13 protein-coding genes are annotated in these 14,738 nt (G+C 72.4%); 11 read left to right on the top strand and 2 right to left on the bottom strand.

Features of this window, described 5'->3' with window-relative positions:
* Positions 1-3: 3 nt before the first annotated feature.
* Together H293_RS0101815 and H293_RS59045 are read right to left on the bottom strand one after the other, a co-directional pair.
* Positions 4-1,227: a PucR family transcriptional regulator gene (locus H293_RS0101815; RefSeq protein ID WP_028807458.1), complete on the bottom strand. Its 1,224-nt coding sequence runs from the start codon at positions 1,225-1,227 to the stop codon at positions 4-6.
* A 3-nt stretch (positions 1,228-1,230) separates the two neighbouring features.
* Positions 1,231-1,383, bottom strand: coding sequence for a hypothetical protein (locus tag H293_RS59045; protein ID WP_020116177.1), 153 nt, complete (start codon positions 1,381-1,383; stop codon positions 1,231-1,233).
* A gap of 388 nt (positions 1,384-1,771) precedes the next feature.
* Here H293_RS59045 and pgfA point away from each other — a divergent pair, with 388 nt between their 5' ends.
* From pgfA to H293_RS0101875, 11 genes are all read left to right on the top strand, one after another.
* A complete protein-coding gene (gene pgfA / locus H293_RS0101825; RefSeq protein WP_020116178.1) occupies positions 1,772-2,761 on the top strand; it encodes a cell envelope lipid trafficking protein PgfA in 990 nt (329 codons plus the stop codon).
* Positions 2,762-2,953: 192 nt separating this feature from the next.
* Complete coding sequence (locus H293_RS0101830) at positions 2,954-4,135, top strand: glycosyltransferase family 4 protein (protein ID WP_020116179.1); 1,182 nt, start codon at positions 2,954-2,956, stop codon at positions 4,133-4,135.
* Positions 4,132-4,872 (top strand): class I SAM-dependent methyltransferase, encoded by a 741-nt coding sequence (locus H293_RS0101835; RefSeq protein ID WP_020116180.1) that lies wholly within the window; start codon positions 4,132-4,134, stop codon positions 4,870-4,872. Before H293_RS0101830 ends, H293_RS0101835 begins: the two co-directional genes overlap by 4 nt.
* A complete protein-coding gene (locus H293_RS48910) occupies positions 4,869-9,068 on the top strand; it encodes an alpha-(1->3)-arabinofuranosyltransferase domain-containing protein (protein WP_020116181.1) in 4,200 nt (1,399 codons plus the stop codon). Before H293_RS0101835 ends, H293_RS48910 begins: the two co-directional genes overlap by 4 nt.
* The gene (locus tag H293_RS0101845; protein ID WP_020116182.1) at positions 9,065-10,432 is read left to right on the top strand and encodes a condensation protein; all 1,368 of its coding nucleotides are present in this window, start codon (positions 9,065-9,067) and stop codon (positions 10,430-10,432) included. The genes H293_RS48910 and H293_RS0101845 overlap by 4 nt, the downstream gene beginning before the upstream one ends.
* Positions 10,429-11,166, top strand: a complete 738-nt coding sequence (locus tag H293_RS0101850; RefSeq protein WP_020116183.1) for a class I SAM-dependent methyltransferase — start codon at positions 10,429-10,431, stop codon at positions 11,164-11,166. Before H293_RS0101845 ends, H293_RS0101850 begins: the two co-directional genes overlap by 4 nt.
* Before the next feature lie 24 nt (positions 11,167-11,190).
* A complete protein-coding gene (locus tag H293_RS0101855; protein WP_020116184.1) occupies positions 11,191-12,096 on the top strand; it encodes a hypothetical protein in 906 nt (301 codons plus the stop codon).
* Positions 12,093-12,332, top strand: a complete 240-nt coding sequence (locus H293_RS0101860) for a Trm112 family protein (RefSeq protein WP_020116185.1) — start codon at positions 12,093-12,095, stop codon at positions 12,330-12,332. The genes H293_RS0101855 and H293_RS0101860 overlap by 4 nt, the downstream gene beginning before the upstream one ends.
* A complete protein-coding gene (locus tag H293_RS0101865) occupies positions 12,329-13,180 on the top strand; it encodes an FkbM family methyltransferase (RefSeq protein ID WP_020116186.1) in 852 nt (283 codons plus the stop codon). The genes H293_RS0101860 and H293_RS0101865 overlap by 4 nt, the downstream gene beginning before the upstream one ends.
* Complete coding sequence (locus H293_RS0101870; RefSeq protein WP_028807459.1) at positions 13,128-13,724, top strand: hypothetical protein; 597 nt, start codon at positions 13,128-13,130, stop codon at positions 13,722-13,724. The genes H293_RS0101865 and H293_RS0101870 overlap by 53 nt, the downstream gene beginning before the upstream one ends.
* 132 nt (positions 13,725-13,856) lie before the next feature.
* Positions 13,857-14,729: an ATP-grasp domain-containing protein gene (locus H293_RS0101875; RefSeq protein WP_020116188.1), complete on the top strand. Its 873-nt coding sequence runs from the start codon at positions 13,857-13,859 to the stop codon at positions 14,727-14,729.
* Positions 14,730-14,738 lie beyond the last annotated feature (9 nt).

Consider the following 14,738-nt stretch of genomic DNA (forward strand, 5'->3'; position numbering starts at 1 on the left):
CCCTCACGCCAACTCCCCCCGCAACCGCCGCGCACGCAGCACCAGCTCCAGTTCGAAGCGGCGGTCCGGGTCGTCGATCTCGTCGCCCCACAGTTCGCGGATCTGGCGGAGGCGGTAGCGGACGGTCTGGGGGTGGACGCCCAGGCGGGCCGCCACCTCCGGGGCCCCGCCCCGTGTCTCCAGCCAGGCGAGCAGGGTTTCCGCGAGGCGGCGGCCGTGGGTGGGACCGCAGTGGCGCAGGGGGGCCAGGCAGCGCCGGGCCAGGTCGTCGATGAGTTCCTCGGGCTGCAGGAGGACCAGGGCCTCGGTGTGCTCGGTGCAGTACAGGACGTCCCCGGCGGGGAGCAGGTCGCGTTCCATCAGGCGTACGGCCGCCTCGGCCCAGCGCAGCGACTTGGCCGCGTCGGCGAGGGGGACCGGGGGGCCGATCGCGCCCGCCCAGCCGGTCAGGGCCCGGTGCAGGAGCTCAGGGCGGCCCGCGGCGTCCGGTTCCGGGACGACCATGCGGGGCTGTTCGTAGTCCATGTCCAGGAGGACTCCCTGGCCCACCGCGGGGGGTACCGCCTCGCGGGCCGGGCGGAGCAGGACGCCGACCGCCACCTTCTTCGGGAGGGGCCAGCCGATGCGGGCGGCGCGTTCCGTCAGCGCGTCCGCCGGGTCGCCCCGATGGCGTTCGGCCAGCAGTAACTCCATCAGTCGGCGCTGGAGGCGCAGCCGCTCGCCCGCCTGGCGGGCCGCGGCCTCCGCGTAGCCCCGCACCGACTGGTCGACCAGGCCGTCCAGGTACTCGTAGCCCGCGTCCACCAGCTCGTACATCGCGGGCGGCGGGATCTCGACGCGCTGGCCGATGTCGGCGAAACGGCGCCAGGCCAGGCGTACGCCCATGCGGTAGATCGCCTGGAGGGAGTCGAGACTGCGGCCGTTCAGGCCCTCGCCGCGGCCGAACTCCTGGAAGACGCCCGGTGGGACCGTCGGGCGGCCCTCCGCCGTCTCCAGATGCTGGACGAAGACCTCGATCGCGCGGCGGATGCCGACCAGGGCCATCGGTTCGCCGGAGTCGTCCAGGACGACCGGCAGATGGGGGTACTCGCGGCGGATCTCGCGCAGGATCTCCTCCGCGAGGGCCGGCGCCTCGGACATGGCGATGGCCGCGAACTGACGGACCTGGAGGCGGGGGACGTCATGCCAGGCCGAGCGGGCGTCCACTGCTGCCGGGCGGGCGGCCACGGGTCAGCTCCCCTGGTCCGTCTGCTCGTAGGTGATCAAGGGTGTGTTGGGCTGCTCGGGCGTCGCCTCAAGCAGCGCGACGATGCCGAGCGCGGCACCGAGGGCGAGCAGGGCGGCGACCACGACGGTCAGTGCGGCGGCGAGCAGTCTGGACATCGCAGGGGCAGCCTCTCTCGAGCGGCTCGGTCCGGCGTACGTCCCCACCCGGAACCCACCCGGTATCCACCCTGCCTGTCGACCCAGTGTCGACAGCACATTGACAATCCGTCAAGACATTGGCACGCCGTTGACACCCCGTGCCGATACGCCTACGGTCTCCGGCCCAAGGGCCCTGTCGTCACACTCCCGCCTGCCGAGCGACGCCTGGCACGCCCATCTGCGGCGTTGTCGTCGGTTGCCGACGCTCCGCGTCGACGCCCTCCTCCGCCTTGCAGCTGCACGCGCCAGACGCCGCTCGGCCCGCCCTACGGGCGGACGACGGGAGTGGGACGACAGGGCCCAGAGCGGCCCGAACTCCGTCATCTCACGCCCCTGGAGTGTCCGGATGCGCCGTACAGCCTCTCCAATCTCCCTGGTTCTGCTGGGACTCGGCACGTTTTTGCTGGTACTGGCGCCGTTGCTCGCGTGGTACGTGGCCCCACGGGCAGCCGTGAATCCGATCAACATCGACCAGACCGCCGTCTACCGCGGTACGGGCAGCGTCTTCGACACCGAGCAGGTGAAGACCGTCCCCGACCAGCGGATCACCGTCACCCAGCGGGTGCGCGGCGACGTCGAGGACAGCGAGCGCAGCGGCCGGGCCGCGGTGTGGGACGTCACCACCACCGTCGACACCGACAAGTCGCTGCCGGCCGCCGACCCGCACGACGCGCTGGAGTTCGTCCCGCACCGCTGGGTCATGGATCGCAGGACCACCAAGCCGGTGCACTGCTGCGGCGAGAAGCCGTACATCGAGGGCGAGGCCTATCTGAAGTTCCCCTTCGACGTGCAGCGACGCTCCTACCAGTGGTGGGACAACTCCCTGGGTTCCACGCTGACCTTGCGTTACCAGGGTACGAAGAAGGTTCAGGGGTACACGGGTTACCGGTTCACCGGCACGGTCGCCCCGGCGAAGGTCGGGACACGGCTGGTGCCGGGCACGATCGTGGACGAGCCCGACCGGCCGCAGGTGCTGGCCGAGGAGTGGTACTCCAACCACGGCATCGAGCTGGTCGTCGACCAGCGCACCGGCCGGGTGGTCTACGCGCAGGTGGGCCCCAAGCGCACCCTGCGGGCGCCCGGGGCGAAGAAGGACGCGGTCGTGCTGCTCGACAGCGAAAAGATCGCGTTCACCACCGCGACCCAGAAGGACGCCGTACGCCTCGCGAAGCGGGACAGCGGCCAACTGCGAGCGGTGGGCGAGACGTTGCCGATCGGGGCGGCTGTGGCTGGATTCGTGCTGGCTGCCGTGGGAGGCGTTTTGGTGGTACGGGGACGCAGGCGCCCCGAGTCCACCGATATGAGCGGTACGCCCCAGCCCGTCCTCACGATGTGACTGGACGTCAGCTCTAATAAGCCCCGAAATTGTCACGTGCGTGAGTAGCCACGGCGTACCGGTGGGCGAAAACTGTGCCACCCCACCCGAGCACAACCCGTCCACACCCTCCTCCTAGGAAGCACTCAGTCCCCCCACAACAGCCCGAAAGACACTGCTGAGTTCCGCACCCTGAGACGAGTTGGAGCACCCATGCCCCAGCACGTGCCCCACCCGCTGCGCACGTCCCCCCAGGCGTCGCAGTGGCAACCCTCATCGCACGGCCCGCACCACCCCTCGGCGCTCCCCCCACCCCCGCGCCGAATCGTTTTTCTCGCCCACCGTGACCTCGACAACCCGGCCGCCGGCGGCTCCGAGCTCCTCGTCGACCGGCTCGCCGACGGACTGACCCGGCTCGGCCACCAGGTGACCCTGCTGTGCGGCGGGCCGGCCTCCTACCGGGACTACCGCGTCGTGTCGGCGGGCGGCGAGTTCGGCCACTACCTGCGCGCCCGTACGGCCTTCGCCCGCCAGGTCGGCGAGACCGACCTGCTGGTCGAGGTCTGCAACGGCATGCCGTACCTCGCACCTCTGTGGCACCACGGCCCCACCCTGTGCCTGGTCAACCACGTGCACACCGACCTGTGGAAGATGCGGTTCGGCGGCCCGCTGGCCCCGGCCGCCCGGATCGGCCGAAGACTCGAACACTGGGCGCTGGCCGGTGCGGCGGCCCGGCACCGGAGTCTGCTGGTCGCCGTGTCCCCCTCGACAGCCCAGGCCCTGCGGGCGATCGGGGTCGAGCGGGACCGCATCCGGGTCGTGCACAACGGGGTCGAGGAACCGGAACCCCTGGTTCGCCGCTCACCGGAACCGCTCTTCGTGGCCGTGGGCCGGCTGGTCGAATACAAGCGCATCGACCTGCTGCTGAGACTCTGGGAGCGGGTGCGACCGGTGACCGGAGGCCGACTGGTGATCGTCGGGGACGGCCCCGAGCGCTCCCGGCTGGAGCAACTCGCCGGTCCCGGCGTGGAGTTCACCGGCCATGTCTCCGAGGCCGAGAAGCACCGGCTGCTGTGCGAGGCGTGGTTGCTGCTCCATCCCTCGGCCGTGGAGGGGTGGGGTCTTGTGGTGACCGAGGCCGCGACCCGCAAGACGCCGACCATCGCCTTCGATGTGCCCGGATTGCGGGATTCCGTCGTGGACGGGGAGACGGGTGTCCTCGCGCGGGGCGAGTCCTCGTTCGCCGCCGCCTGGTGCACGCTCACCCTGTCGGGGCACCGCCGTGAGCTGATGGGCAAGGCCGCTCAGGACCGGGCGGCCCGGTATCGCTGGCATCGGACGGTCAGACAGTTCCGGGCCGTGGCCGCCGAGGCGGTGAGGGGCTGGGGACCGTGACGCGGACCCGGGCGAAGGATCCCTCCCTCCGCCGCTCCCTGGCTCTCTTCCGGGCCTTCCTGCGGGAGCAGGACGACCCCGAGTCCTGCTACGCGCTGCTCGCCCGCGACGCCGTGGACCAGGTCGAGGCCTACGACGGTCCGGTCGCCGGCCGTACCGTCGTGGACGTCGGCGGCGGGAGCGGGTACTTCACCGAGGAGTTCCGGCGGCGCGGCGCCGACGCGTTCCTCTTCGAACCGGACGCGCGCGAGCTGGGCGAGAAACCGCCCGACTCCACGGTGATCGCTGACGGCTACCTGCTCCCCCTGCGGGACGCGGCCGCCGACGTCACCTTCTCCTCCAACGTCCTTGAGCACGTGGCCGATCCGGAGACCTTCCTCAGCGAGCTCGTCCGGGTGACCCGGCCCGGTGGGCTGATCTACGTGTCGTTCACCAACTGGCTGTCCCCGTGGGGCGGTCACGAGTGGGCTCCCTGGCACTACCTGGGTGCCGAGCGGGCCCACGCCCGCTATCGGCGCCGTACCGGGAAGGCCCCCAAGCACACGCTCGGCGAGAACCTGTTCGCCGTGCACATCGGCCCGACCCTGCGGCAGGTGCGTGCCCGCGACGACGTCACGGTCGTCTCGGCGCGCTCCCGCTACTGGCCCTTCCTCGCGGAGACCGTCGTGCGGGCTCCCGGCCTCCGCGAGATCGCCACCTGGAACCTCCTCCTCATCCTCCGGCGGTGTCCACCATGACGACGTCCACGGTCCAGGCCCCTCCTCCGGCAGCCGTCCCCAGCACCGCGCTCATGTCGGGCCCCCCGGAGGGTCCGCGGTCGCGGAGCTGGCTGCTGGGGTTCTGGGCCGTGGTCTTCGTGCTGTTCCTGGTGGTGCACCCGGGCCGGCAGACCTTCGACACCAAGCTGGGCGTCACCACGGACCCCGGACGGTTCCTCGGCGACCTCGGGCAGCTGTGGCACGACCAGGGCTCCTTCGGCGGCATCCAGGACCAGTACGTCGGCTATCTGTGGCCGATGCTGCCGTTCTACTGGCTTGGCCACGCCCTCCAGTTGCCGGTGTGGCTGGTGGAGCGGCTGTGGCTGTCGCTGATCGTGTCGGTCGCCTTCTGGGGCGCGCTGCGGCTGGCCGAGCGGCTGCGCGTCGGCAACGGACCGGGCAGGCTGCTCGCCGCCGTCACGTACGCGCTGTGGCCGACCTTCACCATCGTCGTCGGCTCGACCTCCGCCGCCGCGCTGCCCGGCGCCTTCCTGCCCTGGGTGCTGCTGCCGCTGACGAACGAGCGCCTGAGCGCCCGGATCGCCGCCCTGCGCTCGGCGCTGGTCGTCCCGTTCATGGGCGGGGTGAACGCGGCCTCGACCCTGGCCTGTCTGCTCCCGGTCGGGCTGTACCTCCTGTCCCGGCCGCCGGGACCACGGCAGCGCAAGCTGATCGCCTGGTGGGTGCCGGGAGTGATCCTGGCGACGGCCTGGTGGGTGATCCCGCTGCTGCTGCTCGGCCTCTACGGCGAGAACTTCCTGCCGTACGTCGAGAGCGCGCACACCACGACCGAGACGATGTCGGCGACGGAGGCCCTGCGCGGGGCCGGGAACTGGGTCGCCTATCTGCACCTGGGGGAGGCGTGGCTGCCGGCCGGCTGGACCGTGGCCTCCTCGGTGATCGTGATCCTCTGCTCGGCGTTCGCGGCCGGACTCGGCCTCGCGGGCCTGGCGCGCCGGGACATGCCGGAGCGCCGGTGGCTGGTGCTGACCGTGCTGACGGCCGTCCTGGTGCTGCTCGCGGGGTACGGCGGCGCGTTCGGCGCCCCCTTCCACGGGCTGGTGCAGGACTGGCTGAACGGCGGTCTCGCCCCCTTCCGCAACATCTACAAGTTCCAGCCGGGGCTGGCCCTCGCCCTGGTCCTCGGCCTCGCCCATCTGGTGGGCGTGGCCGCCGAGCCGCGCGGGGCGAGAGAGATCAGGGGCCGCCGGTACGCCCCGCTCGTCGCGGCCGTCCTGATCCTGCCCGGGCTGATGTGGCCGTATCTCAACGGCTCGATCCTGAACCCGGGTTCCTTCCAGGAGCTGCCCAAGTACTGGCACACCACGGCCGACTGGCTGGACAAGTACTCCCCCGACTCGCGCGCCCTGGTCGTCCCCGCGACCGCGCACGGCATTTACACCTGGGGCTCCCCCATCGACCAGCCCCTCGACGTCCTCGCCGAGTCCCGCTGGGCGCAGCGGGACTACGTCCCCTTCGGCACCCCCGGCAACCGGCGCACCACGGACGCGGTCGAGCAGGCGCTGATGACCGGCGGCGAGATCCCGGGCCTCGCGGACTACCTGAGCCGGGCCGGGGTCTACTACGTCGTCGTCCGCAACGACCTCGACCCCGACCAGATCGGCGCCGTGTCGTCCTCGGTCGTCAAGCGGGCTCTCGAACAGTCCGGCTACGAGCGGGTGACGGGCCTCGGGCCGCTCATGACGGGCGGGAAGATCGCGAACGACACCCCGCTCCAGATCGAGGGGCTGTACCCGAGGCAGCGGGCGGTGGAGATCTACCGTCCGGCGGGCGAGGACGTGCCCCGGCCCGGACAGGCCGGCCTGCTGCCGGTCGCCGACACCGCGCAGGTGTCCGGCGGTCCCGAGTCACTGCTCCCGCTGGCCACCGAACTGCGGGGCAGGGCGACGGTGTTGACCGGTGACAACCACCCCGGGCTCGGCACCCCGCCGATCCAGATCGTCGGTGACGGACTGCGGCGCGCGGACACCCGCTTCGGTCTCGTCAACGCGAACACCTCGTACACGTACACCGGCGAGGAGCGCAATGCCTCCGGGGCCGCGCAGGACGCCGGGGAGAAACCGCACCAGATCCTGCCGACGACGGGCCAGGCGCACCAGACGGTGGCGGAACTGCGCGGCGCCCGCTCGGTGACGGCGTCCTCGTACGGCAACTGGCTGTTCCACCTCCCGCAGTTCGACCCGGTCAACGCCTTCGACGGCAACCCGGACACCGCCTGGGCGGAGGGCGTCGCGGGCTCGCCGGACGGGCAGTGGCTGCGGATCGGGCTGTCCGATCCCGCGTACGACATGCCCTCGTCGTTCAAGGTCACGCCGTTGCCGCAGGAGAGCGTGCGGTCGGCGGCCACCGAGGTGCGGGTGGAGACGGAGCGGGGGTCGCGGACCAGCTTCCTGCGGGCCGACGGCTCGACGCAGAGCATCAAGGCCCCGCCCGGGGCGACGAGTTGGATGAAGCTCACCATCGTCGACTCGGTGGCACGGCGGACCGGTCTCGCCGGTGCCGGGTTCTCCGAGATCGCCCTGCCGGACGTGCAGGTGACCCGGCTGCTGCGGGTGCCGACCGACGCCGACGGCGCGGACTCGGCAGCCGAGGTGGTCTCCCTGCACCGGGTCCCCGACCCGGCCGGGATCTCCCCGACCGGCACCGAGGCCGGACTGCACCGCCGCTTCACCACGGAGGCCGCGGGCACGTACGCGGTGAAGGCGAGCGCGGTGCCGGTGACCGGGGAGGAACTCGACAGGCTGCTGTACGAGGTCGCCCCCGACCAGCGCGACCGCATCACCGCGACCGCGGACTCCACGGCCGCCCTCGGCACGGGCCTGTCCGCCCGCAACCTCACCGACGGCGACCTCACGACCGCCTGGATCGCCGGCGACCGCCCCACGATCCACCTCAGCTGGAACGGCAAACAGCCCATATCCGAGATCGTGCTGGCGCCCGCGGGCGGCCTCTCCACCCGTCCCACCGAGGTGGACATCACCTCGCCCGACGGCGCGACGGTCGCCGGGGTCGACGAGAACGGCGCGGTGCGCTTCCCCGCGATCACGACCGACCGCCTCGACATCACGATCACCAAGACGGCCCCGCTGGTCCTGCACAACCCGGTCGCCGACGAGGACCTCCAGCTCCCGGTGGGGCTGACGGAGGCGTACATCCCGGCCCTCGACCAGTACCGGACCCCGCAGCCGAAGGCCGACCGGAAGTTCGCACTGCCGTGCGGCAAGGGCCCGGTGCTGGCGATCGACGGGAAGCTGTACGAGACGGGCGTGTCGGGCCTGATCCGCGACCTGACGGACCGGCGTGAGCTGACCGTGACGCTCTGTCAGTCGGGCCGGTCGGACGCCGAGTTGTCCCTCCCCTCCGGTGAGCACGTCGTCGAGGGCGGCGACGCCGGGCCGCTCGCCCTGACCGACATCACCCTGACCCGCGGCACGGTCCCCGAACCCACCTCCCTCACCAGGGAGTTGCGGATACGGGACTGGCTGGGCGACCGGCGCGAGGTGACCGTGGGGTCGGGCGCCGCCTCGTACCTCACGACGTACGAGAACTACAACGACGGCTGGAAAGCGACGCTGAACGGCAAGTCGCTCTCCCCGCTGCGGCTCGACGGCTGGCAGCAGGGCTGGCGCGTCCCCGCGGGGGCCGGCGGCACGGTGAAGCTGTCGTACGAGCCGGCGACGACGTACGACGGCGCGCTGATCGGCAGCGGGGTCGCCCTGGCGGTCCTGGTGGGCCTGGTGCTGTGGCGCAGGCGCTCCCCGAACCCCGACGAACCGCAGCCGGTGCCTCCGGCGCCGGGCGTGTGGCTCGGCGTGGTGGCGCTCACCCTGGTGGGCGTGGTCATCGCGGGCTGGTTCGCCCTGCTGGTCCCGGCACTGGCGCTCCTCGCGTCCAGGCGGCACGGTCTGCTGGTGCCGATCGCCTTCGTTGCCCTGGCGGGCGCGGGGATCGCCGCGGCGGTGGGGGCGGGTGAGCCGGTGGGCGCGTCGCACGGGGCATTCGGCCACGTGGCCCAACTGCTGGCACTGATCGGCTTGTTCGCGGCGCTGGTGAGTGTGCGGGACGGTGAGACCGAGGCGCCCCCCGACTCCGAGGCACCGACACAGCAACTGCCGCCGGTCGAGGTGAACAAGGGGAGGGCGGAACCGGCATGACCCCACCGACACGCATCCCGTTCCCGGTGGTCGACGAGGTCTCCCGCCACTGCCTCCAGGAGGAGGAACCGGAGACGGTCCACATCGAGGTGCATCTGCCGGGACGGCTCGACCCCGCGCGCCTGAGGAAGGCGTTCACGGAAGCTCTGCACCGGCATCCACGGATCCTGATGCGGGAGGCCCCGGGGGGCTGGTACCGCCGCCGCTACGAGTGGGAGCTGACGGCGGAGCCGGATGTCGAGGTGGTGAGCTTCCCGACGCCGGGCCGGGATGCCTTGCGGGACGCGAGGACAAGGGCCTTGGAGGAGGCACCTCCCCTGACCCTGTCCCCACCGATCCGTCTGGAGGTGGTGGAAGGAGCGGGCCCGGCGGAAGGCAGCGAGGCAACGGACATAGTCGGCCTGCACCCACCTCTTCAGGGGCGCGGGGAACTGCGCGACAAGCCCCCACCAAGCCGCACCCAAAACACAACCGTCCTCTTCCTCACCATCAACCACACAGCTCTGGACGGCCCCGCCTGCCTCCGCATACTCGCCACAGCAGCAGAGATCTACGGCGGCAGGGACAACTCCCCGGCACCCGCACCCACCCGCCCACAAGAACCCCCCGCACCCCCCGAGAACACCCCCTCCAACTGGACCCGCCCCGCCCGCGTAGCGCAAGGCACCCCCGAGACCTCCCCCGGCAACGGCCTCCTCGTCACCGAACTCCCCCTCCCCCACCGCCCCAAGGGCTCCCCCTACACGGTCAACGACCAGCTCATGGTCGCCACGGCCCTGACGATCGCCCACTGGAACAGGGAACACGGAGAAACCCCCCGCCCCCTTCGCATCACCATGCCCGTGGACGACCGCCCCAGGGACATGACGATGCCGATAGGAAACGGCACCCGACTGGTCGAAGTCCCGTTTTCACCAGCGGAGTTGGTACGCAAACCCGAAGACATGCCCGACCTCCTGCGCCGCACCGCACAACGAACCCGCGCCCTCAAATCCCTCAGCCGCCCCCAACTCGGCCACGGCGCAGGCGTCCTCACGGCTCCGGTCACCCCGGTGACCTGGCGCGCCGCCCTCACCCGCGGCCTGCGCAGAGCGGCTGCCCCCTGGACCTCCACCACCCTCCTCAGCAACATCGGCCGCATCCCGTACCCCCTGGACTTCGGCGAGGAGGCGGGCCGCGCGCACGCCGTGTGGTTCTCGGCGCCCGCGCGGATGCCCCGCGGCCTCACCGTCACGACCGCTTCGACCGCGGGCCGCCTGCACCTCGCCCTGCGCTGGTCGCGGGCCCTGCTCGGGCACGGTGACGGCGCCCATCTGCGGGACCTGTTCGAGCACTACCTGCACACCACGGAGGTGGCCCCGTGAACACCACCGCGCCCCCGCGCCGCGGCGGCCTCAGGGACTTCTACGAGGACCCGGCCGTCCCGGTCGCCTCCGGCGCGCCCCGCTCCCTGCGCCAGGCCCGCATGCTGGCCGCGGCCCTCGGCACCGCCGGAACAGCGCCGCGTACCGTCCTGGACATCGGCTGCGGCGACGGCTCCGCGGCCGCCACCGCCGCCCCGCTCCTCACCGGTCACCGCATCGTCGGCGTCGACTGGTCCCAGGACGCCCTCCAACGCGCCCGCAGCAGACTGTCGTACGCCATCCGCGGTGAACTCGGCGACACGGGGCTGCCGTTCAGGGACGCCTCGGTCGACGCCGTGCTGTTCAGCGAGGTCGTCGAGCATCTCGTCGACCCCGACGCAGCGCTGGACGAGATCCGTCGCATCCTTCGCCCGGGAGGCCACCTCATGCTGTCCACTCCGAACCTGGCCGCCTGGTACAACCGCGGCCTGCTGCTGGCCGGCGTCCAGCCGGTGTTCTCGGAGGTGAGTCTGCGGGCCATCCACGGGCGGCCGGGGCGGGAGGTCGTGGGGCATCTGCGGCTGTACACGGCGCGTGCGCTGCGGGAGTTCGTCGCGGCGGCCGGCTTCGAGGTGGTACGGCTGGCGGGGGCGCCCTTCCACGGTGTGCCGCGTCCGCTGCGCGTACTGGACCGGCTGGCGTGTGCCAGACCCTCACTCGCGTCGATCCTGCTGCTGCACGCGCGCAAGACGTAGGGGGCGTGGACCATGTGGTGGGGAGTGGCGGCGGCCCTGTTGGCGAACACCCTGTACAGCGTCGGATTCGTGCTGGAGAAACGGGCGTTGACCGCCCTGCCGGAGGTGTCGATCCGGCAACCGGCCCGGCTGCTCGGGCTGGTGCTCAGAAGCCCGCTCTGGATCGGCGGCTCCTTGTCACTCGCGGCCGGGTTCGGGGCACAGCTGGCGGTGTACCGGACGCTGCCGATCGCGGCCGCGCAGGGCATCTTCGTCTCCGGTCTGGTGCTGCTGGTGCTGCTGTCGGCGCGGCTCCTGGGCGAGGAGACGACCGGGCGGGAACGGTACGCGCTGGGCGCCATCCTCGTCGCGCTCCTCATGGTGGTGCTGTCCCTGAAGGAGGGCTCGGACCGGGTCAGCCGGGACGCCCCGTACCAGCTGATCCTGCTGGTGTGCGTGCCGTCGCTGGCGGCGGGCGTGTGGCTGTACGGGTCCGCCGAGCGGCGCACCCGACACCGGCACCGCATGCCGACGACCGGCGTCGAGTACGGCGTGGCGGTGGGCCTGCTGTACGGGGTCAGCTCGCTCGCGATCAAGGGCGTGTCGAGCTATCTGACGTCAAGTGGGCTTGGTGGCGCGGTAGTTGAGCTGTTGGCCTCTCCGTATCCGTATCTCCTGTTGTTCACCGGAGCGTTCGGTCTGGTGATGTCGCAGGCGGCGCTGCAGCGCTGCCGGGCCTCGCTGATCGTGCCGGTGTGCACGACGGTGACCTGTCTGTACACCGCGGTGCTCGGCACGCTCTCGTTCGGCGAGTCCCTGCCCCACGATCCGCTGCGGCTCGCGCTGCGCCTCGCGGGCACGGTGCTCGCCGTCGCCGTACTGCTCAGCATGCCCAAGCACGATCCGGCGCCCCAGCCCCCCATCGGTGCCAAGGAGTTGACGCCCCCATGAACCCCGACGACCCGCTGCTGCAGATCCTGGCCTGCCCGCTCGACAAGGGCCCGCTGCACCTCGTACCGCCGGACGAGGCCCTCTACAACCCCCGGCTGCACCGCCGTTACCCGATCGTCGACGGCATCCCGCAGCTGCTGCCGTCCTCCGGTGAGCAGGTGACGGACGACGAGCACGAGGATCTGCTGCTGCGCTGCGCCGGAGGTTCCCCGCGGACTCCCGGGGCGACCCCATGACCGGACCGGCTCGCACCTGGGCGGCGAGAGTTGCCCCCCATCTGCCCACCCGCCTCGTCGCGGCGGCGGCCCGGGCCGTGTACCCGCGCTTCGAGCCGGAGCTGGCGCGGCTGGCCGAGCTGTGCCCGGCGGACTGCCGGACGGCGGTGGACGTGGGCGGCTGGTACGGGCCGTGGACGCGCCGGCTGGCCGGGCGGGCGCGGCAGGTGGTGACCGTCGAGCCGGTCCCCCACCTGGCCCGACTGCTGACCTCGGCGGCCCCCGCGAACGTCCAGGTCGTCCAGGCCGCCGCCGCGGACCGCCCGGGCATCGCCCGGCTGTGGCTGCCGCCCGGCGACGAGGGCGACCGCGGGGTGTCCTCCCTGGTCCGGCGCGACATCCACGGCCGCGCGCTGGACGTCCGCTGCGTCACGCTGGACGAACTGGGCCTGAAGGACGTCGGTTTCATCAAGATCGACGTGGACGGGAGCGAGCTGGCGGTGCTGCGCGGGGCGACGGGAATCCTCGCGCGCGACCGGCCCGCGCTCTTCGTCGAACTGGAGTCCCGGATCCAGCCGATCGCGCCTGTGGTGACCTACTTGTCCCTCCTCGGCTACGACGGCTGGGTGCTGCCCCGCGCCACCTGGGTCCCGCTGTCCGGCTTCCCCCTGGAGGCCCACCAGGAGACGGCCTCGTACGTCGTCAGCCAGGGCCTGCTCCGCCGGGTCCTGCCCTTCCTCCGCCGCCCGCGGTACATCAACTCGGTGCTGTTCCTCCCCGACGGGCGCCGGCCCAGTGTCAGTGCGGTGGGGGACGATGGGGACCATGCCCTCCGGAAACCTCCCGGCCAGCCCCTTCACCGTCCATGACTTCCAGTTGGTCCTGCTGCGCCGCATGGCCGACCACAACCCCGACCTTGTGGAGGGCGCCAGACGCACCCTGGGCGCCTCGATCGCGGACATGCGCGAGGCCAACAAGCGCTGGCAGGCGATGGTCCGCTCCCCGCGGGCCCGCGCCGCCGCGTCCCGGTACCGCTCGGTCCTCGGCGCCCCGGAGACCGTCCTGACCCGCGCGGTGGGCGACCTGGAGTGCGAGGCCTGGCTCTGGCCCGTCCCGCTCTGGCCCGACCTCCGCTTCGAGGTCCTCCTCTCCCCGACCGGCGCGGTCTGGAACGAGTGGCTGATCCGCGCCCCCGGAGCGGCGGGCCCCGGCCTCCACACCCTCGCCGACCTCGCCCCCTGGTCCTGCACGGTCGACGAGGCGGCCCGTGCGTTCTCCCCGGCCCGCCCCCTGGAGGGCACGGCCCCGACCCGCTGGGGCCTGGCGTTCACGGCCCCGGACGAGGAGGGCGTACGACGCGAGGTGGTGGCCGAGTTCACCTGGGGGCTGCTGCAGAGACTGACCGTGCGCTGACCGCCCGGCGCCGCGTCCCGACACGTGCGGGACGCGGCAGCTCCAGCTTGTCGTGGAGAGGCAAAGCGGTTGCCGCGGTTGCGTCCGCCGTGGTTAGCCTGCTGGTCGAGCTGTATGGGAAAGGAATCCGCCGTGCCCCGAATCGCCCTCGTCACCTACGACCCCCGGCCCGAGCCCAGCAAGGACGCCGATCTGCCCGTGCTGGTGGCGGCGCTGCGCGAGGCAGGGGCCGACGCGCAGGCCGTGTTCTGGGACGACGGGGAGGTCGACTGGGCCGGGTACGACCTGGCCGTCATCCGCTCCACCTGGGACTACAGCTGGCGGGCGGCCGAGTTCGTGGCGTGGGCGGAGCGCTGCGGCAAGGCGACGCGGCTCGCCAATCCGGCGGAGGTCGTGCGCTGGAACACCGACAAGCGGTACCTCGGAGAGCTCGCGGAGGCGGGCGTTCCGGTGGTGCCGACCCGCTATCTCGCGCCCGGCGGCCCGGCCGACCTGCCCGACGACCACGAGTACGTCGTCAAGCCGACGTCCGGGGCGGGCGCGCGCTACGCGGCGCGGTACACGCCCGGGCAGCGCGAGAGCGCGGTACGGCAGCTGGAGCGCATGCACGCGGAGGGGCTGACCGCGATGGTGCAGCCGTACATGCGGGGCATCGACGCGGCCGGTGAGCGGGCGCTGCAGTTCTTCGGGGGCCGGCTGCTGCACGCGAGCCGCAAGCGGGCCGTCCTCGCTCCCGGTACGGCCTTCGACGCGGCGAAGGTCGCCCACCCGGGCCTGGAGCCCTGGACGCCGACCCCGGCCGAACAGGCCGTCGCCGAGCGCGCCCTGGCCGCCGTACCGGACGCGCCGGAGCTGCTGTACGCGCGCGTGGACCTCGTCGACGGGGAGGACGGGCAGCCGCGGGTCATGGAACTGGAGCTGGTCGAGCCGAACCTCTTCCTGTTCCTGCATCCCGGGTCGCTGCGGCCGGTCGTGGAGGCGGTGCTGGCGGCCGCCGGGCGGTAGGGCGGGCGG

The sequence above is a fragment of the Streptomyces canus 299MFChir4.1 genome, from assembly GCF_000383615.1.
Classification (GTDB): Bacteria; Actinomycetota; Actinomycetes; order Streptomycetales; family Streptomycetaceae; genus Streptomyces; species Streptomyces canus_C.